The sequence below is a fragment of the Rhodococcus sp. C-2 genome, assembly GCF_027854095.1.
GTDB classification, from domain to species: domain Bacteria; phylum Actinomycetota; class Actinomycetes; order Mycobacteriales; family Mycobacteriaceae; genus Rhodococcus_F; species Rhodococcus_F qingshengii.
Window position 1 is genome coordinate 337,971 of sequence record NZ_JAQGFI010000003.1, and the last position, 18,933, is coordinate 356,903.

At 61.2% G+C, this 18,933-nt stretch carries 20 protein-coding genes; 8 read left to right on the top strand and 12 right to left on the bottom strand.

The features are described from left to right. Positions 1-8 precede the first annotated feature (8 nt). Positions 9-803: a 2-phosphosulfolactate phosphatase gene (locus tag PCS43_RS08115; RefSeq protein WP_209910309.1), complete on the top strand. Its 795-nt coding sequence runs from the start codon at positions 9-11 to the stop codon at positions 801-803. On the opposite strand, the gene PCS43_RS08120 is transcribed toward PCS43_RS08115, so the two are convergent. The 4 genes from PCS43_RS08120 to PCS43_RS08135 all read right to left on the bottom strand — a co-directional run bounded on the left by PCS43_RS08120 (position 758) and on the right by PCS43_RS08135 (position 3,958). After that, complete coding sequence (locus tag PCS43_RS08120) at positions 758-1,549, bottom strand: ABC transporter permease (protein ID WP_054780764.1); 792 nt, start codon at positions 1,547-1,549, stop codon at positions 758-760. The genes PCS43_RS08115 and PCS43_RS08120 overlap by 46 nt on opposite strands. After that, a complete protein-coding gene (locus tag PCS43_RS08125; protein ID WP_064443578.1) occupies positions 1,546-2,487 on the bottom strand; it encodes an ATP-binding cassette domain-containing protein in 942 nt (313 codons plus the stop codon). Before PCS43_RS08125 ends, PCS43_RS08120 begins: the two co-directional genes overlap by 4 nt. A 14-nt stretch (positions 2,488-2,501) precedes the next feature. Then, the gene (locus tag PCS43_RS08130) at positions 2,502-3,377 is read right to left on the bottom strand and encodes a DUF4097 family beta strand repeat-containing protein (protein WP_209910306.1); all 876 of its coding nucleotides are present in this window, start codon (positions 3,375-3,377) and stop codon (positions 2,502-2,504) included. 65 nt (positions 3,378-3,442) lie between these two features. Further along, on the bottom strand, positions 3,443-3,958 hold the full coding sequence (locus PCS43_RS08135) for a toxin-antitoxin system HicB family antitoxin (protein WP_007730367.1): 516 nt from the start codon (positions 3,956-3,958) through the stop codon (positions 3,443-3,445). 131 nt (positions 3,959-4,089) lie between these two features. On the opposite strand from PCS43_RS08135, the gene PCS43_RS08140 reads away from it, so the two are divergent. Then, complete coding sequence (locus PCS43_RS08140; RefSeq protein WP_030536161.1) at positions 4,090-4,686, top strand: CHAP domain-containing protein; 597 nt, start codon at positions 4,090-4,092, stop codon at positions 4,684-4,686. Here PCS43_RS08140 and PCS43_RS08145 read toward each other — a convergent pair. After that, positions 4,677-5,447, bottom strand: a complete 771-nt coding sequence (locus tag PCS43_RS08145) for an acyl-[acyl-carrier-protein] thioesterase (protein WP_075834740.1) — start codon at positions 5,445-5,447, stop codon at positions 4,677-4,679. The two genes, PCS43_RS08140 and PCS43_RS08145, sit on opposite strands and share 10 nt — an antisense overlap. A gap of 124 nt (positions 5,448-5,571) precedes the next feature. Here PCS43_RS08145 and PCS43_RS08150 point away from each other — a divergent pair, with 124 nt between their 5' ends. Together PCS43_RS08150 and PCS43_RS08155 are read left to right on the top strand one after the other, a co-directional pair. Beyond that, on the top strand, positions 5,572-5,916 hold the full coding sequence (locus PCS43_RS08150) for an ArsR/SmtB family transcription factor (protein WP_063315505.1): 345 nt from the start codon (positions 5,572-5,574) through the stop codon (positions 5,914-5,916). Further along, positions 5,916-6,587: a cation transporter gene (locus PCS43_RS08155; RefSeq protein WP_245361505.1), complete on the top strand. Its 672-nt coding sequence runs from the start codon at positions 5,916-5,918 to the stop codon at positions 6,585-6,587. The genes PCS43_RS08150 and PCS43_RS08155 overlap by 1 nt, the downstream gene beginning before the upstream one ends. 54 nt (positions 6,588-6,641) lie before the next feature. Here PCS43_RS08155 and PCS43_RS08160 read toward each other — a convergent pair whose 3' ends face one another. Next, on the bottom strand, positions 6,642-7,115 hold the full coding sequence (locus tag PCS43_RS08160; RefSeq protein ID WP_058226920.1) for an SRPBCC family protein: 474 nt from the start codon (positions 7,113-7,115) through the stop codon (positions 6,642-6,644). 145 nt (positions 7,116-7,260) lie between these two features. Between PCS43_RS08160 and PCS43_RS08165 the strand changes: the two genes are divergently transcribed. Continuing rightward, a complete protein-coding gene (locus tag PCS43_RS08165) occupies positions 7,261-7,677 on the top strand; it encodes a DUF7144 family membrane protein (protein ID WP_003943077.1) in 417 nt (138 codons plus the stop codon). Between the two features lie 95 nt (positions 7,678-7,772). Here PCS43_RS08165 and PCS43_RS08170 read toward each other — a convergent pair whose 3' ends face one another. Next, positions 7,773-7,985, bottom strand: coding sequence for a hypothetical protein (locus PCS43_RS08170; protein WP_003943015.1), 213 nt, complete (start codon positions 7,983-7,985; stop codon positions 7,773-7,775). A 258-nt stretch (positions 7,986-8,243) separates the two neighbouring features. Between PCS43_RS08170 and PCS43_RS08175 the strand changes: the two genes are divergently transcribed. The 3 genes from PCS43_RS08175 to PCS43_RS08185 are packed head-to-tail and all read left to right on the top strand — an operon-like array spanning position 8,244 to position 11,329. Next, a complete protein-coding gene (locus tag PCS43_RS08175; protein ID WP_007730384.1) occupies positions 8,244-8,903 on the top strand; it encodes a GAP family protein in 660 nt (219 codons plus the stop codon). A 15-nt stretch (positions 8,904-8,918) separates the two neighbouring features. Continuing rightward, entirely contained in the window at positions 8,919-9,632 is a 714-nt protein-coding gene (locus tag PCS43_RS08180) for a GAP family protein (protein ID WP_058226844.1), read from the top strand. Then, the gene (locus tag PCS43_RS08185) at positions 9,629-11,329 is read left to right on the top strand and encodes a SulP family inorganic anion transporter (protein WP_209910300.1); all 1,701 of its coding nucleotides are present in this window, start codon (positions 9,629-9,631) and stop codon (positions 11,327-11,329) included. The genes PCS43_RS08180 and PCS43_RS08185 overlap by 4 nt, the downstream gene beginning before the upstream one ends. Here PCS43_RS08185 and PCS43_RS08190 read toward each other — a convergent pair. The 5 genes from PCS43_RS08190 to PCS43_RS08210 all read right to left on the bottom strand — a co-directional run bounded on the left by PCS43_RS08190 (position 11,321) and on the right by PCS43_RS08210 (position 18,894). Beyond that, positions 11,321-12,142: a hypothetical protein gene (locus tag PCS43_RS08190; protein ID WP_003942972.1), complete on the bottom strand. Its 822-nt coding sequence runs from the start codon at positions 12,140-12,142 to the stop codon at positions 11,321-11,323. The two genes, PCS43_RS08185 and PCS43_RS08190, sit on opposite strands and share 9 nt — an antisense overlap. A 14-nt stretch (positions 12,143-12,156) precedes the next feature. Continuing rightward, the gene (locus PCS43_RS08195) at positions 12,157-14,856 is read right to left on the bottom strand and encodes a helix-turn-helix transcriptional regulator (RefSeq protein WP_058226846.1); all 2,700 of its coding nucleotides are present in this window, start codon (positions 14,854-14,856) and stop codon (positions 12,157-12,159) included. A 175-nt stretch (positions 14,857-15,031) separates the two neighbouring features. After that, the gene (locus PCS43_RS08200; protein ID WP_030536153.1) at positions 15,032-15,994 is read right to left on the bottom strand and encodes an asparaginase; all 963 of its coding nucleotides are present in this window, start codon (positions 15,992-15,994) and stop codon (positions 15,032-15,034) included. Between the two features lie 15 nt (positions 15,995-16,009). Then, positions 16,010-17,455: an amino acid permease gene (locus PCS43_RS08205; protein WP_270923013.1), complete on the bottom strand. Its 1,446-nt coding sequence runs from the start codon at positions 17,453-17,455 to the stop codon at positions 16,010-16,012. Further along, positions 17,455-18,894 (bottom strand): aspartate ammonia-lyase, encoded by a 1,440-nt coding sequence (locus PCS43_RS08210; RefSeq protein WP_058038379.1) that lies wholly within the window; start codon positions 18,892-18,894, stop codon positions 17,455-17,457. Before PCS43_RS08210 ends, PCS43_RS08205 begins: the two co-directional genes overlap by 1 nt. Between the last annotated feature and the right edge of the window lie 39 nt (positions 18,895-18,933).

The window sequence follows — 18,933 nt, forward strand, 5'->3', positions numbered from 1 at the left end:
CTGGTGCGATGAATCCGGAGCATCGCCAACTCGATTACGGACTTCGATTCGACTGGGGGTTGCGCGGCGCCGAAGCGATTGCTGCCGGCGTCGATGTGGCAGTGGTGGTAGACGTTCTCTCGTTCACGACGACGCTGAGCGTTGCCGCCGACGCGGGAATCGACGTACTTCCCTTTTCCTGGAATGACGAGAGTGCGGTCGACTACGCGCGTGATGCCGATGCGGTTCTGGCTGTACGGCGAAGTGTGGCCAGAGAGAGTCAGATCAGTCTGTCTCCCAAGACGATTCGCGAGACCGAGGCGCCAAGTCGGCTGGTGCTGCCGTCGCCGAACGGGTCGACTATCGCGTTTGCGTTGGCGTCCGAGGTTGCGGTGTGTGTCGGCGCTTCCTTGAGGAACGCTTATGCCGTCGCGGATTGGATTGTGCACGAACATGGTCCGGGATCGCGGGTTGCGATAGTCGCATCCGGGGAGAAGTGGCCCGGTGGAGAGTTGCGCCCGGCGGTGGAGGATCTGTGGGGTGCCGGTGCGGTTGTCACGGCGCTGACCGCTGCTGGTTGGGACGGCCACGTATCGCCCGAGGCTCGGATGGCGGCGGATGCGTGGGCGGCGGTGGCGGATTCGTACGAGGACCGCCTGCGGGACTGTGCCTCAGGACGTGAGTTGATCGCCATGGGGTTTCCACACGACGTCGCCATCGCCTCGGAACTCGACGACAGCGACACCGTACCTGTTCTCGAAGATCGTGTGTTTCGAGGTCAGCGCACCGGGCGTCGGTTGAACAAACTCCGTGCCCAGAGGTAGGAGAGGAAGGTGATTGCGACGCACCATCCGATCGCGAGTATCGCGTTGTTTCCGATGGCTTCGCCGAGAAGAAGTCCTCGAAGAGTCTCGATGATCGGAGTGAACGGCTGATACTCGGCGAACCATCGCAACACGGTCGGCATCGAGTCGGTGGGGACAAAGCCGCTTCCCAGGAACGGCAAGAGGATCAACACCATTGGAAGGTTGCTGGCCGTCTCGACACTCTTGCTGACGAGGCCGAAGGCGACCGACAACCAGATCATGGCGATGGAGACCAGGACGAGGAGTGCAAACGTCGCGGCCCACTCCACGAAGCCTGCAGTGGGCCGGAAGCCGACGGCTATCGCTACGGCGATGACGACAACGAGGCTCACGATCGTCTGAAGGAGGCTGCCGAGAACGTGACCGGTCAGGACGGACGTGCGCGTGATCGCCATCGTTCGGAATCGTGCAATGATCCCGGCGGTCATATCGGTTGCGACGGAGATGGCAGTACCTTGTGCCGCTGATGCCACGGTCATCAGAATAATCGCCGGTGCAACGTAATTGACATACTCGGCTCGGCCGCCACCGCCGGGGCCGAGGCCGTTCCCGAGCGTTCCGCCGAGCACGTAGACGAACAGCAGTAGGAAAACGACTGGCATTCCGACGAGCATCACCGTCATCGACGGATATCGAAGGATGTGTCGAATGCTGCGACGCAGCATGGTTTTCGAGTCCTGATAGGCAAGCGTCATGGTGGTCATCGCGCGTCGGTCCTTTCGGTGGCGGTCAGAGTCAGGAACACGTCGTCCAGGTCGGGTGTGTGCACGGAGAGTTCCTTGACGTCGATCGAGTGAGCGTCGAGTTGGTCGAGAAGAGAGCGCAGCGAGCGGACACCCCCGTCGCTGGGGACCTGGAGGACGTAGGCGGCATCATCACGTGATGATTCGTCGAAAACAGCTGCAGCAGAATCGAGCTGATCTCGGTCGAAGAAGTGAAGACGAATGTGGCCGCCGGGGATGTGCCGTTTGAGTTCCGCTGCCGTACCTTGGGCGACGATCCGTCCCTGATCGAGGACGGCGATGTGGTCGGCCAGTTGATCAGCTTCCTCGAGGTACTGGGTCGTGAGGAAGATGGTGACACCGCCCTCGACCAACTCCCGGATGATCTGCCACATGGTGCGTCGGCTTCGGGGGTCGAGGCCGGTGGTGGGCTCGTCCAGGAAGATGATCTCCGGTCGTCCGATCAACGTCATTGCCAGGTCGAGCCGTCGACGCATGCCGCCCGAGTAGGTCGACGCCAGCTTGTCCGCGGAGTCGATCAGATCGAACTTCTTCAGGAGTTCTTCAGTGCGCGTTCGACGTTCGTCCTTGCCGAGATGGTGCAGGTCGGCCATGAGGAGAAGGTTTTCCTCACCGGACAGATAGTCGTCGACCGCTGAGAACTGCCCGGTGACGCCGATGCGCGAACGCACCGCGTCAGGATCGTCGGAAGGGTTGTACCCGGCGATGCGGATGTCGCCGCCGTCTGCGGGAACGAGGGTCGAGAGGATTTCCACGATGGTGGTCTTGCCGGCGCCGTTGGGGCCGAGGAGTGCAAAGACGGTTCCGCGGTCGACGGAGATGTCGATTCCGTCCAGTACCGTCTTGTCGTCGTAGGCCTTCTTCAGGCCCGTCGCGGTGATGGCTGGTTTACGGGACATCAGCGTTCCTTTCGCTAGATCTTCTTGTTGGATTCTTCTCGGGGCTCCGAACGTCGAATGACGATGTCGCCGTAACTGGTTTGTGCCCGGACGTCTACCCGGCGTTCAGTGGAAGCCGGACCGTGCGTGGCATTCATCTGGTTGTCGACGCGGCCGAAGGACGTATGAGCGTCGAATCGTGCGGCGGTTCCGGATCGAACGCCGATATGGATTCGCCCGGCGGCCGTCTTGGCGGATACGACTCCACTCTCGATGGTCTCGAAACGGATGTCGCCGTTGGCGGTTGCGGCGCTCGCGTCGGATTCGGCGTGCTCGACGGCGACACTGCCGTTGGCGGTCTTCGCCTTCAGTGCGCCGGTGATCGTGCCGATGTTGATGTCGCCGTTGGAGTTCTTGACCTCCGCGTTGCCGTCGACGCGGCCGATGCGGATGCTTCCGGACCCGGTGCTCATGTCGATGTCACCGGCCACGTGCTCGACGATGATCGCGCCGGCCCCGGTGCTGACGTTGAGCGGCCCGGTGGTTTCCAGTGTGCAATCGCCCGCGGAAACCTTCACCCGTGTTCGTCCGAGAGTGCCTTCGCTACGGAGGCTGGCAACTGCAGCAGTGCCTTCGAGTTCCGAGCCGGAGGGAAGCTGAACGGAGATGTCCACAGATCCTGTCTTCCCGAAGATGCCGAGGCCGCGCTGTTTCGGAGTCTTGATCTGCAGCCGGCCACCTGCGAATTCGACGCGCGTTTGTTCGGCGACTCGAACGTCGACCTCGCGAGACGAGTTGCTGGGCAACACTTCCACGACAGTGTCGTTGCGGCTGCTCGCCGTGATCCGGATGTGTGCGACTGCCACGTCGAAGTTCAAGGTGATGGGGTCAGGTGTGCTGAATGTAGGCATGGTGATACTCCCGATGAGGTTGTCTCGGTTGATGAAAGAGGGTGGTGCGAAAGATGAAGCCGGTGTCAGTGCACCCAGCCGCTGAAGCTTTCGGAACCTTGGGACGTGCGCTGTCTCGGAGTGCTTCTGTTCGCGCCGCCTTCCAGAGCCGTTGCAGCCGAGCGAACCAGCCACGCGTTGACGGAGATACCGGCTTCCCGGGCCGCCGCCTCGATCCGGTCTTTGAGGTCTTGCCCCAGCCGCAAGTTGATTCGAGTCATCGAGGCGTCGTCGGACTCCGTGACGGGGCGCGGTGCCGGAGTCGGGTCCTCTTCGACGGGGGCTGGAACCGGTTCACTGATGGCTGGTGCCACCACGAATTCGGGTTCGCGTCCCCGCAGGCGCAGGTCCACCGAACCCGGGGCGAGGTCACGCGTGATCTCGGCGGCTGCCGCAGACAATGCGTCGAGAAGGGTGAGTCGCACTGCTGATTCCAGCGGTGCGGTCAAACGATCGGCGAGTGCCTTTGCGTCTTCTCCGCCTGCTTCGGCCGCCACCGCGAGTTCGTGGCGAAGGTTGTCTACGTACGGTGTCAAGTCCATGGCATCACTATGGCACCACTTTGGTGCCATCGCAATAGTTTGGTGGCACATTCGTGTGAATTTGGTGAGAATTGCCAGGTCATCGGGGTGGTTGGCGATTCGGTCCGCGGCAGGCTGGCACACTCGTAAGGGTGAGTCCTGCCGAATCGAACCGCCGACGCCGCATCGTGCTCTGGATTGCCGGGGTGCTCGGCGTCGTGATCGTGGTTGGGGTGGTGGTCGTCGCGATCGCACCATCGCGGTACCTGCCCTGGGACACGGCTGAGTTCCCGGCGGTGGACGCGAGTGCGCTCACGTCTGATCAAGGTCGGGTGCTCGAGCTACTGCAATCCGAGCATGAGCAGGACCGTCCGGGCACCTTCTATTCCGACGGCATCGACGAAGAGTGGTGCGCCGACTTTGTCAGCTGGATCATGAGGGAAGCGGGTCGACCGTTGTCCAACCCGAACTCCGGAAGTTGGCGCATCCCGGGGGTGTACACCTTGCAGGAGTATTACCAAGGGATCGGCGCGTACGCCGAGAACGGCAGCGGGTACACCCCGAATGTGGGTGATGTGGTGATCTACGACAGTTCGAGATGGGTCGGTCAGCACACCAACATCGTTGTGGCAGTGGACGGCAACTCTGCGATCACGGTTGGCGGCAACGAGTTCGGCAAGGTGCGGGTTCATGATCTGGACTGGCAATCCGACTCTGCCGTCGTGGGATTCGGAAAACTTCACCCCTGATCGCTGTTCTTCGGAGTCAAGGCGAACCACCGCGCCGACGCACGTGCCTCGTCGCCTGCGTCGATGTGCAGCGTGTTCGTGCCGGTTCGCACGCTCACCTGCTCACCTCTCTTGATGGGCTGGGTGTACTCGAGGATCGCGCGAAAGGGCCCGCTTCGTAATCTGTCGGGCAGCGCATCTTCCACGGGCTGCCAGTAGATTGCGTTGTTCACGTGATCGAAGGGGTCGAAATCGCTCGAGCGCAACGGGAACGGCGTATCCGCTGACGGCGTCGTGTCCGGGGTCGGGTCGATCCACCGACGCCAGTGAAGATGCTGGTCCACGGCCGTTGATGCCAGGGCAGCGGTGAACTTCTCACTGATGGATGCCGGCATTCCCGTCTTCGGGTCGATGTTGATCCAGAACGCCTCGGTTTCGATCAACCCGCCGCCATCGGATCTGATGCGAACTCGCATCGAACACCACTTGTTCGACAGGCCTGAACACCAGCGCTGTAGGTGAACTCGATCCGGCCAGACGACCGGTTCGAGTACATCGATCACCGTTCTTCGTACCATCCACAGCGGGTGTGTATCCATGGCGCCGCGGTCGACGAGATTGTCGAAGCCCGCGTCTTGGAGGTAGCGCGCGATCGCGTCGAGGCGCAGTTGTTTGTCGGTGTGGATGTCACCCGTACGCACCGGCCACGAGGCCTGGAAGATGCTTCCGGTTGTCGGTAGTTCGGCCATCGCTACGTGGTCGTCGACTTTTGTACGGTTCATCGGATGTGGGCTCCCGGTGTTCGCCTGGTTGGGTGGCTTCACGCTTGCGTTACCCGATGGTGGGATCTTGAACCATCGGAGTTCATCGTTTTCTGAATCCAGTTTTCGATGTACTGTCGCACGTATGGATATCGCGGGCGTAGATGTGGTGACCAACGTGGCGGTGCTTGCGAGGTTCGGGCATGCACTGTCCGACGAGACTCGGACACGGATACTGCTCGAACTGAAGACCGCACCGCGGTATCCGTCCGACCTCGCTGAAACGCTGGCTGTGACCAGGCAGAAGCTGTCCAACCATCTGGCGTGCCTGCGCGGTTGTGGCTTGGTGGTGGCCGTCCCGGAAGGGCGCCGGACCAGATACGAACTCGCCGATGTACATATCGGTCGGGCCCTCGACGACCTGCTCGGGGTCGTACTCGCGGTGGATCCGTCGTACTGCCCGGACAGCGAATCAGAGGGGTGCTGCTGATGGTTGCGCCCGTTGACGGTGTCGGGCTCTCGACTGACCGGCGTGCGCTCTTGTCGAGAAGAATTCGCATCTTCGTGGCGATCACGATCAGCTACAACGTCGTCGAAGCGATCATCGCGCTGGCGGAGGGCACACGGGTGTCGTCCGCAGCACTGTTCGGTTTCGGCCTCGATTCGGCGATCGAAGTGTCCTCGGCGGCAGCTGTTGCCTGGCAGTTCTCGGCGCCGGATCCGACGAGCCGTGAGAAGGCGGCACTGCGAGTGATCGCATTCTCGTTCTTCGGGCTCGCTGCGTATGTCTCGTTCGACGCGATTCGGTCGCTGTTCGGTCTGGGGGAAGCTCAGCACACGAGCGTCGGAATACTCTTGGCTGCGGTGAGTTTGGCGATCATGCCGGCCCTGTCCTATGCGCAACGCCGAGCCGGTCGGGAGTTGGGTTCGCTGTCGGCGGTCGCGGATTCGAAGCAGACGCTGCTCTGCACTTACCTCTCTGCTGTCTTGTTGGTCGGTTTGCTGCTCAACTCGCTGCTCGGCTGGTCGTGGGTGGATCCGATTGCGGCACTGGTCATCGCCGTCATCGCGGTGAAAGAAGGCATCAACGCGTGGAAGGGTGATCCGTGCTGCCCGGTTGTGGCTGTGCCCGCGAGCGGTGACGAGTGCGACTGCTGCTGAGTGAACACAGGTTTTGTCGAGTGAGCACTCCCTGCGGTGCGTCAGAGCGGGTGTTCACTCGATGAAAGGCGTGCCGACTTCTGCGCGGCCCTTGATGTGCGCGGCGCGTTGCGCGAGAAGGCGTCGCAGATACGGGCCGACAGCCAACCTCAGTGCCAGGTGTCCGAGCACCCCGAAGGGGGCCGTAACCGTGAAGCGGTCATGCATCCGCGTCCACCCACCCGGCTGAACGTCGAAGACGTGCTCGTGCCGCATTGCGGCAAACGGGCCGCGGACCTGCTCGTCTGTGAACGAGTACGGACGGTTGTACTGCGTGATCCGGCTTGTCATCGAGAATCTCCACCCGAGATGCCGAGCAGTGAACGACACCTCGTCGCCCTCTCCCAGCGTCGATCTACCCGTACTCGTGACTGCCACCTCATCTGTTGCGCGGAGCGAGGCCGAGTGTTCGTCCATGTCGAGTTCGAGATCGAAGATCACCGCCGGTGGAGCATAGATATCGGTGATCACGACTACGGTGTGTTGCACAGTGCCAGTCTGCCAACATTGGTTTGCGATCCCGGCAAACGGGTACGGGTCGGTGACCTGCGGTTCATCCGCGACGGGTGATGTTTTCGCCTTCCAGCCCCTCGAGACTGAGTAAGGGAAGTGCATTCTGTCGAAAGGAACGCTGATGACTGCTCCACCGCGGGAACCCGCGAATCACCCTGTCCGGCAGGGTTTCGCGGTAGGTACGACGTTTGCAGCAGCAATTCTGCTGCTCACCGCAGGCATTGTCGCTCTGCTTCAGGGCATCGCGGCCGTTGCCGACAACAATCTGTTTGTCGTGGGTATCAACTACACGTACAAGTTCGACATCACGACGTGGGGTTGGATCCACATCATCTTGGGCATCATCGGGATCGTGGTGGCCCTCGGCCTCTTCACCGGTGCAGTGTGGGCCAGGGCGGCGGCAATCGTCATTGCGTCGCTCTCGATCATCGCCAACTTCTTGTGGATGCCGTATTACCCACTGTGGTCGATCCTGGTCATCGCGCTCGATGTCGTTGTGATCTGGGCGGTCGCGACCTGGGACAGGGACAGAGTCTAGGCACCGAACAACCCGAGAGCAGTTGGTCCCGACCGAGTCGACTCGGTCGGGACCATCGCTCGTGCGTGGGACATTTCGACAGGGTGTGGCTCGGATCAGTCTGGGAGTCGACGCATTTCGGCGACGGTCAGGCCGAGGGAATCGAGACGGGCCATGATGCTCCGCATAGCCGTGTGGTCCGCGACGGGTCCGTACAAACTGGTGAACCCGCCGGCGGCACTGGCGACACTGAGTTCAGGAAATGCGGCCTTGACGCGGTCCGACACTTCGCCGTCGATGAGGAATTGATACCGAGTGGGAGCATTCATCAGTATCCGCTCCATTTCGTAGGGCCATGAGGTTCGAGAAGGCAGCGCTCCGAGCCTCGAAATCGCATGTCGTCAAGTGCAATCGGCGTCGCTGCCCGATCCAGGACTCCGCATCCGTGGGATCCAGTCTTACTCCCGTACGCGCTCGGGGCGTCATCCCCTACGGGTGAATGTCGTCGCGGGTCCGTTCATCCCTTTTGTGTGAGGCTCCGTAGAGTCGCCACCCCTAGTGTCGACCGGGAGAGAGAAGAGGTCGGCATGGGATCTGTCATCGGGGATCTGTTACCCCTCGCGGTCGGCGTTGCGGTATCGCCGATCCCGATCATCGCGGCAATCTTGATGTTGTTGTCCAAGCGTGCCGGCAGCACGAGCGTCGGGTTCGCGCTGGGCTGGATACTCGGAATCGTCGTCGCCACCGTGATCTTCGTGCTTCTGTCCAGCAAGCTCGGTGACTCCGAAGGTGATCCGTCAGCGACAGTGTCGTGGATCAAGCTGGCGTTGGGTGTATTGCTTCTTGCGTTCGGAGTCAAGCAATGGCGCGGACGCGGAGGCGAGCACGAAACCCCGAAGTGGATGCACGCCATCGATGACATGACCGCTGTCAAAGGCCTCGGCTTGGGCTTCGCTCTGGCTGCGATCAATCCGAAGAATCTGATGATGTGTATCGCGGCCGGAATCTCGATCGGATCCGCGTCATTGGGCTCCGGAGAAGTTGTTGTCGCCATTCTGGTTTTCACGATCATCGCGGCCTGCACAGTGTGCGTGCCCGTGATCGGCTACCTCGTTGCCGCGGAGCGACTGCGTGGTCCGCTGGCCAAGCTGAAGGTGTGGTTGCAGGAAAACAACGCCACGGTGATGAGTGTGTTGATCCTGGTTATCGGTGTTGTTCTCATCGGCAAGGGCATCGGCGGTCTCTGACAACTGGAGGTAGTTATGGGATCGCTGCTACTGCAACAGATCCCGCTGGCGCTCGGGATCATCATGAGCCCGCTGGCGGTTGTCGCCGTTGTGGCCGTACTGTTTTCCGAACGAGCGCGTATCAACAGCATTGCGTACCTGATCGGGTGGTATCTCGGAATAGTTGTCGCGCTGGCCGGTTCGTACGTCATCTTGACCGCACTCCAGGTTCATCAGCGCACACACCCTCCGCTGTGGGTGCCCATCATCCATCTCGTTCTCGGGGCAACTCTGCTGGCGGGTGCCTGGTTCGTCTACTCACGCAGTCGTCGCGGGGTTCAGGCGATGGCGGCTGCAGTTGTCCCTGGCGACGTTGTGGCTGCGGCCCCTCAGCTGCCGAAGATGCTGCAATCGGTTGAGCACTTCCAACCAATGCGATCCGGTGTGCTCGGTTTCGCGCTGTTCGTTCTCAACCCCATCGACATGTCGTGTGCCATCGCAGCAGCGATGAACCTTCGTCTCAGCACTGTGGCACCGACGTCGCAGATCGTCTCGGCCGTGATCTTCTCGCTGGTGTCCGTGACCTCGGTCGCGGTACCTGTTGCCCTCCTGCTGATCAAGAAGGACGAGGCAACCGAACCGCTGCTGAAGATCCGCACCTGGATAGCCACCAACACGCACTTGCTGAACGTCGGGCTCCTCGTCCTGATCGCGGCGATGCAGATCAGTAAAGGGGTGCAAGGACTATGAGTGCTCCGCACACGCGGACCTGGTGGGTCTTCGGATCGTTGTCCGACTATCAACGCGCTTGGCTTCGCCCCGACATCATTGCGGGCCTTACGGTGTGGGCTGTCCTTGTTCCGGAAGCGCTCGCGTACGCCACCATCGCCGGAGTTCCGCCGGTGGTCGGGCTTTATGCTGCGGTTCCGTCATTGATTCTGTACGCAGCAGCCGGCAGTTCGCGCCATCTGATCGTCGGGCCGATGTCGGCGACCGCAGCGTTGTCCGCGGCGATGATTGCGCCATTGGCTTCAGGAAACGACGGCCGATTCATCGCGCTGTCGGCGGCATTGGCGATCGTGACCGGGCTCGTCGGATTGCTCGCAGGATTCATGCGCCTCGGATTCATCGCGTCCTTCATCTCCGAGCCGGTTCTCAAGGGATTCATCGTCGGTCTGGCGCTCACGATCATCATCGGTCAAGTACCCAAACTCCTGGGCGTGGACAAGGGTGAGGGAAACTTCTTCGTCCAGACGTGGACAGTGGTGAAGGAACTGGGTGAGGTCGACCTACCGACCGTGATCATCGGATTGCTCAGCCTGGCAATGGTCCTGGGCGTCAAGCGATGGCTTCCGCTCGTACCGGGTTCGCTCCTCGTCGTGCTGCTGGGCATTACCGCAGTAGCGTTGTTCGGCCTCGACGATCGTGGCATCGACATTGTCGGACACATCGACTCGGGCCTGCCGTCGATGGGCCTGCCGAACGGTGTGGGAGCTGAGGACTACCTCGACCTGGTCGGACCGGCGGTCGGCGTTCTGCTCATCGGTTTCGCCGAAGGTCTTGGCGCTGCAAAGACATACGCGGCCAAGGCCGGCTACACCATCGACGCCAATCGTGAACTGGCAGGACTGGGTGCGGCCAATCTCGGATCGGGTCTCTGCTCGGGAATGGTGGTCAACGGCAGCCTGTCGAAGACCGCTGTCAACGGAGGAGCGGGCGCCAAATCTCAGGTCAGCGGACTGGTGGTCGCGGCACTGACGCTGGTGACACTGCTGTTTCTCACTGGCCTGTTCGAGAAGTTGCCAGAGGCGACGCTCTCGGCTGTGGTCATCGCAGCAGTGATCGAACTGGTCGATTTCTCCTCCCTCGCAGCGCTGTACCGGGTGTGGACGAAGAGGTTGGGCAGTATCTACGGGCACGCTGCCCGGGCCGATTTCGCCGCGGCGATCGCGGCGATGTTCGGGGTTCTCCTCTTCGACACGTTGCCCGGTCTGATCATCGGAATCGCCGTCTCGATGTTGCTGCTCCTGTATCGAGTCTCCAAACCGCACGTGGCTGCTCTGGTCAAGGACGGCACGCGCTGGGTCGACATCAGTGGGCATCCTGATCTGAAGACACTCGACGGCGTCGTAGTGGTCAGGGTCGAAGCGGGGATGTTCTTCGCCAATGCCGATCACGTGCGTGATCAGATCACCGGTCTGGTGACCGCCGGCACCACCATGGTCGTTCTCGACGCCGAGACGTCACCGTTCATCGACGTCAGCGCTGCGCAGATGTTGGCTCAGCTTCGAGATTCGTTGGCACGCAGGAATGTGAGCTTCCGAGTGGCACGCGACATCGGGCAGTTCCGCGACGTTCTGTCCGGTGCCGACCAGGGCGCGCTGAAGGTCGACGTCTATCCGACCGTCTCGCAAGCGCTTGCAGGTCGAGACAACACCTCAGCGTGATGTCCGTAGCCAGATTCCCAGGGGACCGGAATCTTTGGCCACTGATCCGACGATCGACGACGCGACAACCACGATGGCCGAGAAGATGAACAGCCAGCCGATGACGGTGAACATCACGCCCAGAAGACCGAACTCGTCCTGCGACGTCTTTGTCATTCGGGGGAGGAAAAGAGTGCCGGCCACGTGCAGTCCGGTCAGGCCCGTCGCGGTGAGCAATCCTGACCCGACGCACATTCGAGTGGTCATGCGATTGGCCGTCAGCAGCATGGGCACGGCTGTCCACACGAGTGCCCACACGACGTAGACCGCTGTGAATTCCAGGACTCTGCCCACTCCCGGAACACCATTCAGTTCACGGCACAGGGCCGCACCGACCACCGACGCGGCCACGACGCACACTACCGCGAACCACCGCCACGCCTGACGGAGTGTCGCCGTCGGCACGCTCCAGATCCGTCCGTACATCCGGCCGAGAGCGCGAGCGTAGGACGTGGAACTGATCAGCAGCATGAGCAAGCCGACAATCCCGAACGCTGCCGCGGTAGAGGTACTGGTCAATACGGTGTCGGGGAGTTGGACGCCGAGGTCGTCTTTGGCGGCATCAGCCAACGGCTTCAGCTTCTCCAAGGTCGACGCTGCAATCATGACCGGGAGCAATGACGTAAAGGCCTGGGCCGCCAAAGTCATGGCGCTGTCCACGAGCCCGACTTCGAAGACCCCGATGGTTGCATCAGTCGCCAACCGTCGACTGGGTGTACGTCTCGCCCACACGGTCAATCGATCGCGCGTATCGGAATACAGCTTCGGGGGCATGGAAGCAGTCTTGCTCAGATGAGTCCGCCGCGTCGCGCAGCCTTGAGCGCGTCGCGTCGGTTGCTCACTTCCAACTTGCGATAGATCCCGCGAAGATGCGTCTTGATGGTGTTGACGGAAAGGAACAGTGTGTCGGCAATGGACTCGGTGGTGTCTCCGGAAGCCAGTTCACGGAGCACGGTGTATTCGCCTGGCGTGAGGATCGGTGCACTCACCAATTCTTGTGGGCGAATGCGGCTACGTACCTGTTCGGCAAATGCTTCCTGATCGCCGAAATGTCCACTGAACTCGTCGAACACCGGTCGCAGGGATGCGCCGTAGTCGAGGAAGGGGCGTAGCAGGCTACCGGCTTCCGCGGCGCGCAGCGCTTTGTGGAGGGAGCGAAACGACTTGCGCTCGTGACCTGTTGCAGCGTGGATCCCGGCTTCGAGTGTCCAGGCGTAGACGTGATGTGCGAGCAACGGGATTTCGGAGGACCCGAGAGCTTCGGAAACTTCGACGAGTGCTTCCGCGAACTTGTTGGACGAGAAGGCGACGGCACCCCGTGCGAGATGTATCTCCGACGTTTCTCCGAATTGATCGGCTGCGTCACGCACGAGTCTCGCTGCCCATTCCACTTCGCCGACGGAAAGGCATGCGTGGACGACGGGTGGTAGAAGAGCCAAGGTCGCGAACGCAAAGGTACGTAATTCGATCGCGCTGAGCATCGCGTCGCGAACATCGGCGGCGGTCGAGCGTCGGTCGGTCGAGCCGTCGAGACTGTGAAGGCCGAAGGTTACGACGGAGTGCCACCCGAACACCGGCGCGCTGGCGCCGAGAACGTCTGTGCTCCGGTAGTTTCCGATTGTCGGGATGCGGTACGGGAGTTCGCTCGAAGCGCAGAGATATGTGGCAAAGGCGGCCACCGACGCGGACAACTCGTACTCCGCAGTCGTCGTGATGCGATGTTCGACCGCGTAGTCGAGAGCGTAGACGGAGTGAGCCCTCATCGCCCCGATGTCTCCGCTGAGAGAAGCTACGTAGCCCAGTCCGGTCAGCGACTTCAAGACGAATCGCGCCCTGCCCCGTATTGTCCCGAGTGCGACGGCTTGAGTGTATTCGACAGTCGCCCTGTCGAACTCACGTCGCAGTAAGTGTGCCGACGCCAATTCCATGTGTGCGTAGGCTTCGATGTCGGAGTGGGTGCTTTTCTGACGCCGCTCCAGACGTGCCGCCAGCGGCTCGTTGTCGGAAGTCGCCGTAACGCAGGAGATTTCCAGGCTCATCGCCAGGAACAATGGATCTTCTGCAATCGGTGGATGAGTTGCCTCGAGAAGATCGAGGCACGTGGTCGCCGAGGTCACGTCACCGGAGTGGAGGGCGGCCGCCGCCAGCACCAGTCGGGTGATCGGGGATTCCGAAACCTGCGTCGACACCGATTCCAGGACTCGCACGACGTCCCCGCAGTGCCCGTCGAGTACGAGGCCCAGCCCGCAGCGTTCGAGAAACGCGAGAATGCGGTGTGGGTCTCCGATCGACACCTCGAGTTCGAGCGCCTCGAGTTCGAAGTGATTGCTTTCGAACCAGCTTGCTGCTCGCAGGTGTACGCGGTTTCTCTCGACGTGATCGACGCGACGGAACTCTGCCCGAAGGTGCTCGCGCAAGAGAGGGTGATAGCTGAACCACGTTGTGTGGTCGGCGGAATCGGTACGGGTCACGGGGAAGTTGAACTGAATCAGCGAGTCGATCTCGGATAGAGCGTTCGAGTCCGTCAGAGTTTCCGCCAGTTGGGCGGAGAAAGAATCGACCACCGATGTTCGCAACATGAACGAGGTGACATGTTCGGGCAAGGACGTCAGTACCTCGTCGACGAGAAAGTCGGCGATCGGGCGGGGTGTGTGCGTGAACTCGTTCAGTGCATCGCCGATGTCACTGCGGCCGGCCAGAAACGCGGCGGTCAGGCGAACGACGGCGCCCCACCCCTTGGTGAAGTTCTCGACGATTGCGAGTTCGTCGTCGCGCAGCGTGATGTCGTACTCGCCGAATATCGCGGTGATCTCGGAGCGATCGAAAGCGAGATCGGTGGATGCAAAGCGGGTGAGTCGGCCGTCGAGAGCCAGACGATGCCACGTGAGCGGTGGTTCGTAGCGGGCGGCAACGATAATCGACAGGTTGCCCGGGGTCTGTGTGAGTATCCGATCGAGGAGACCGATCGACATCGGATCGTGGAGGGTGTGAACGTCGTCGAGGATCAACGTTGTTCGGCGCTCGTGCGTTTCGAGGGTTTCCGCAAAGTGCGCGAGCCACTGCTCGACGGGCGGCCTGGATCCGGTCTGCACGGGGAGCCTCTGGCCGGCCGCATCGACGGAGGTCGCGATCGCCTCGGCGAGGGATTCACACAGTATCGACACGTTGTTGTCGCGCTCGGCCAACGTCAGCCAGGCCAGCGCAACATCAGGGGAGGCTCGGGAATATTCGCGAGCCCAATCGGCCAGAAGTAGGGTCTTCCCCGCACCGGCCGGAGCCGAGAGCAACCCGACAGGCCCGGGGCCTGAGCCTTTGGTGGCAGTGGATGCGGTGAGTTTGCGGTGCAGGCGCGGACGCGCGACCAGTCCTTTCACGGCAGTTGGCGGGTGAAAACGACCGTTGAGTGCGGCGCCTGGCACGTGCGCTTGCCCGACGCGGTGAGACGCGTCGAGCGTTACTGCAGCGGCATCACGAAATGGGCTGCTCATCCGACTCCTGTTCGACTGGCTGCACTGGACGTGACCGCTGGATCGAAATTTTGAACGAGTTAGATGATGTGAAACTACCCAATTCGGACACCAAATAAGCGTCCAAGTCGAATATTCGGACCAAAGTCCCTGATTTAGCGGAGTGAATTTCGAACAATGAATGGTGTCGCTAGTTCTACCGCCCGAACGGCGGGGTGCGAGCAAACCTCGAATAGCGGTCGAATACCTTTTCCAGGCCCACAAGATCCGGATCTGACAACAAGGCTGCCAGAAGTACACGTGCCTGCCCGGCTCGAAGATCGGTGGAAAATACAGCGCCTGCGGCGATCAAGTCGTGCCCGCCACCACCGCCACCGTAAACCGGGGAGATTGGCCCCGAGGGCACCCGAGTTGTCACGGCTACCGGAATGTGAGCGCCTACGCAGTCTCGTACGGCCTCGACTATCGTCGGATTGGCATTTCCCGAACCGAGTCCGTCGAGAACAAGTCCCTGCGCCCCGGCGTGCACGCAGGCGTCGATCTGTACGCGGTCTGCCCCGGGATACACGGCGATGATGTCGACGCGGGTGTCCGAAATCGGATGCCACGGCAATGGTTCGGGAGTACGCAGCAGGAGCGGATCGATGTGCACGCGGCGGAAGGCATCGAGTGCCGTCGTATCGGACTTTCGCGTACCTGCGGCTGGATGGACCGAACCGCCGAAGGCGATGAGGACACCACGCCCGTGTGACGAGATGTCCAGTCCGGCTGAGATCGCCGCGGCGAGATTCGAACGAGCGTCGGATTCGGGATGGTCGAAAGTGCGCTGCGCGCCGGTGAAGACCACCGGGCGTTGGTCGTCGTGGTGCAGGTCCAACAAGAACGCAGTTTCCTCCATCGTGTCGGTGCCGTGAAGCACGACCACCGAGTCGAGTTCGGGATCTTTCAATTGATCGGCTACGGCGTCGCGAACACGATCCATGTCCGCGAAGGTCATGCTCGAGCTGTCCTTCGACATCACGTCGACGACTCGAAGCTCGATGTCGGTCTGCTCGTTGCCGACCAGATCTGCACCGGTGATTGCGGGCCGGCTGATTCCATGCGCATCCCGGGTGCTGGCGATGGTGCCACCGGTAGTGACAACTGCGACTTTCGACACTGTGGTCCTTTCACGTCAAGCTGCGGGGTGGTGGATGGCCAACTCGCGAATACGATTCCTGGCGGCGTACCAACCAATCATCAAGAGCGGTGCGATGATCGCGATGGATCCGACGGTCCACGTTCCAACAGGGTTGTCGAATGCCATCAACACGATAACGACCGCAAGAAAGACCAGTGTCGCGATCCCGGTGTACGGTGCGCCGAATATGCGGAAGGCAGGGCGAGTGACTTTGCCTTGTTTCGCAAGTTGCCAGAGCCTCAACTGGCACAGCACAATTACCGCCCATGCACTGATGATGCCCAGTGCCGCAAGATTGAGGACTATTTCGAAGGCTTGCGCTGGGACAACAGCATTGAGCCCGACGCCGAACAGGATGACCACGCCGGTGAGTGCGATTCCCCCGTACGGCACTCCGGCTTTGTTCATTCTGGCAGCGAAGGCAGGCGCCGAACCGGCCGTCGCCATCGAATGGAGTATTCGTCCGGTCGAATACAACCCGGCATTGAGGGAAGACAACGCCGCCGTGAGAACGACCAGATTCATGATCGCATCTGCGCCTTGGATGTTGATCGAACCGAAGAATGTGACGAATGGACTTTCACCGGCGTGGTATTCGGTGTACGGGAGCAACAGCGAGAGCAGCAGGACCGACCCCACGTAGAAGACGAGGATCCGAATGATCACTGTGTTGATCGCCTTGGGTATCACCTTCCGGGGATTTTCGGTCTCTCCAGCCGTGGTCCCCACGAGTTCAATTGAAGCGTAGGCGAACACGACGCCCTGAATCACCACGACTGCCGGCAGTATTCCGTTGGGGAACAGCCCACCGTTGTCGGCGATCAGGCTCAATCCGGAGGAATGCCCTTCGATGGGTGTGCCGAAGAGTACGAAATAGACACCGAACCCGAGGAATGCGGTCAAGGCCACGACCTTGATCAACGCGAACCAGAACTCCAACTCTCCGAAGACTTTTACGGACACGAGATTCAGTCCGAGAACCAGCAACACCGCGATCAGAGCGAACATCCACTGATCGATGTGTCCCAGTGGCGCCCAGTACTTTTTGAAGAAGTTCATGTACAACGCCACAGCCGTGACGTCGACCACGGCAGTCATTGCCCAGTTCATCCAGTACAACCAGCCCGCAGCGAAAGCCATCTTTTCGCCGAAGAATTCGCGTGCGTAGGAAACGAAGGATCCGGAAGTCGGTCGGTGCATCACCAGTTCGCCGAGCGCCCTCAGGATCAGGAACGCGAAGAATCCGCACAGCGCGTACACGAGAACCAAGGCCGGGCCCGCCTGTTGTAGTCGCCCTCCCGCCCCCATGAAAAGGCCGGTTCCGATCGCGCCACCGATCGCGATCATCTGAATTTGTCTGGGGCCGAGCGCCTTCTGATATCCGAGATCCTCCTCAGTGGCAACTTCGGCGCGGCCTGTCTCTTCCCGTTCGACGGTCATCAAACCTCCTCCGCAACAGCGGTGGCATGAGGCTTCTCCCCCGAAACGCGGAGATTGGCGAGATGTTCGGGGCTGAGCAACCGATCGAGTTCCTCGCGGTCGAGCAGGCCGGCTTCGATTACGAGATCGGCGACGCGACGCCCGGAAATCAACGCCTCCTGGGCGATCCGAGTGGACGCGGTATATCCGATGTAGGGGTTGAGCGCGGTGACGAGGCCGATGGAGTCTTCGACTCGGGCGCGCAGCAGTTCAGTGTTAGCCGTGATGCCGAGTACGCACCGGTCCGCCAAAATGCGGCAAGCCGCACCGAGGTGTCGCATTCCTTCGGACAGTGAGTGCACGATGATCGGCTCGAAAGCGTTGAGTTGGAGCTGACCGGATTCCGCAGCCATCGTGATCGTCACGTCGTTGCCGATGACTTCGTACGCGACCTGATTGAGGACTTCGGGAATGACAGGATTGACCTTGCCCGGCATGATCGACGAACCTGCCTGCACCGGTGGAAGATTGATCTCGTTCAATCCGGCTCGCGGGCCCGAAGAGAGCAGCCGGAGATCGTTGCACACCTTGGACAACTTCACAGCGACCCGCTTGAGGACGCCGGAGAGGTGGACGAACTGGCCCACGTCTTGGGTCGCTTCGACAAGATCCGTTGCCAACACCAGCGGCAGTCCGGTCAGTGCGCCCAGGTCGGAACAGGCCACCTCGGCGTAGCCGGCGGGTGCGTTGAGGCCAGTGCCGATAGCAGTCGCACCGAGGTTGATCTCGTGAACGAGAAGAGCGGCCTCAGCCAGACGCGCCCGATCCTCCTCGATCATGACCGCGTAGGTCCCGAACTCCTGACCCAGGGTCATCGGCACGGCGTCCTGCAGTTGGGTGCGTCCCATCTTCACTGTGTCGGCGAACTGAAGAGATTTGGTCGTGAATGCGTTCTGGAGTGTAAGAAGTGCATCCAGCAGGTCATCGATCGCGAAGATCGTCGAGATATTCACGGCCGTGGGGTAGACGTCGTTGGTCGATTGGCTCAGGTTCACGTGTTCATTGGGGTGAAGCCGTTCGTAGTCGCCGCGCTGGTGGCCGAGGATTTCCAACGCGCGATTGGCGATGACCTCGTTCGCATTCATGTTCGTCGACGTGCCGGCGCCACCCTGGATGACGTCCACCACGAACTGTTCGTGCCACCGCCCGTCCACGATCTCCTTGCATGCCTGTGAGATGGCCTCCGCGCGCGGGCGGTCGAGGATGCCCAGCTTTTCGTTTGCGCTGGCTGCGGCCCACTTGACGTAAGCGATGCCGCGGATCAGATGCGGGTTCGTGGAGATTGTTCGACCAGTGATCGGGAAGTTCTCCATTGCGCGCAAGGTGTGGATACCCCAGTACGAATCGGCTGGAACCTCGCGATCGCCGAGCAGATCGTGTTCTGTTCGCGTTTCGAGCACTTGATCAATTCCTCGTGTCTCTTCGCGCAAGCATCACTC

Bases quoted from the DNA above. Each gene is read 5' to 3' on its own strand.
- PCS43_RS08115 (WP_209910309.1), top strand. From the start codon at position 9: ATGAATCCGGAGCATCGCCAACTCGATTACGGACTTCGATTCGACTGG.
- PCS43_RS08120 (WP_054780764.1), bottom strand. From the start codon at position 1,549: ATGACCACCATGACGCTTGCCTATCAGGACTCGAAAACCATGCTGCGT.
- PCS43_RS08175 (WP_007730384.1), top strand. From the start codon at position 8,244: ATGGGATCTGTCATCGGGGATCTGTTACCCCTCGCGGTCGGCGTTGCG.
- PCS43_RS08195 (WP_058226846.1), bottom strand. From the start codon at position 14,856: ATGAGCAGCCCATTTCGTGATGCCGCTGCAGTAACGCTCGACGCGTCT.
- PCS43_RS08185 (WP_209910300.1), top strand. From the start codon at position 9,629: ATGAGTGCTCCGCACACGCGGACCTGGTGGGTCTTCGGATCGTTGTCC.
- PCS43_RS08205 (WP_270923013.1), bottom strand. From the start codon at position 17,455: ATGACCGTCGAACGGGAAGAGACAGGCCGCGCCGAAGTTGCCACTGAG.
- PCS43_RS08125 (WP_064443578.1), bottom strand. From the start codon at position 2,487: ATGTCCCGTAAACCAGCCATCACCGCGACGGGCCTGAAGAAGGCCTAC.
- PCS43_RS08150 (WP_063315505.1), top strand. From the start codon at position 5,572: ATGGATATCGCGGGCGTAGATGTGGTGACCAACGTGGCGGTGCTTGCG.
- PCS43_RS08190 (WP_003942972.1), bottom strand. From the start codon at position 12,142: ATGCCCCCGAAGCTGTATTCCGATACGCGCGATCGATTGACCGTGTGG.
- PCS43_RS08180 (WP_058226844.1), top strand. From the start codon at position 8,919: ATGGGATCGCTGCTACTGCAACAGATCCCGCTGGCGCTCGGGATCATC.
- PCS43_RS08130 (WP_209910306.1), bottom strand. From the start codon at position 3,377: ATGCCTACATTCAGCACACCTGACCCCATCACCTTGAACTTCGACGTG.
- PCS43_RS08145 (WP_075834740.1), bottom strand. From the start codon at position 5,447: ATGAACCGTACAAAAGTCGACGACCACGTAGCGATGGCCGAACTACCG.
- PCS43_RS08170 (WP_003943015.1), bottom strand. From the start codon at position 7,985: ATGAATGCTCCCACTCGGTATCAATTCCTCATCGACGGCGAAGTGTCG.
- PCS43_RS08155 (WP_245361505.1), top strand. From the start codon at position 5,916: ATGGTTGCGCCCGTTGACGGTGTCGGGCTCTCGACTGACCGGCGTGCG.
- PCS43_RS08165 (WP_003943077.1), top strand. From the start codon at position 7,261: ATGACTGCTCCACCGCGGGAACCCGCGAATCACCCTGTCCGGCAGGGT.
- PCS43_RS08135 (WP_007730367.1), bottom strand. From the start codon at position 3,958: ATGGACTTGACACCGTACGTAGACAACCTTCGCCACGAACTCGCGGTG.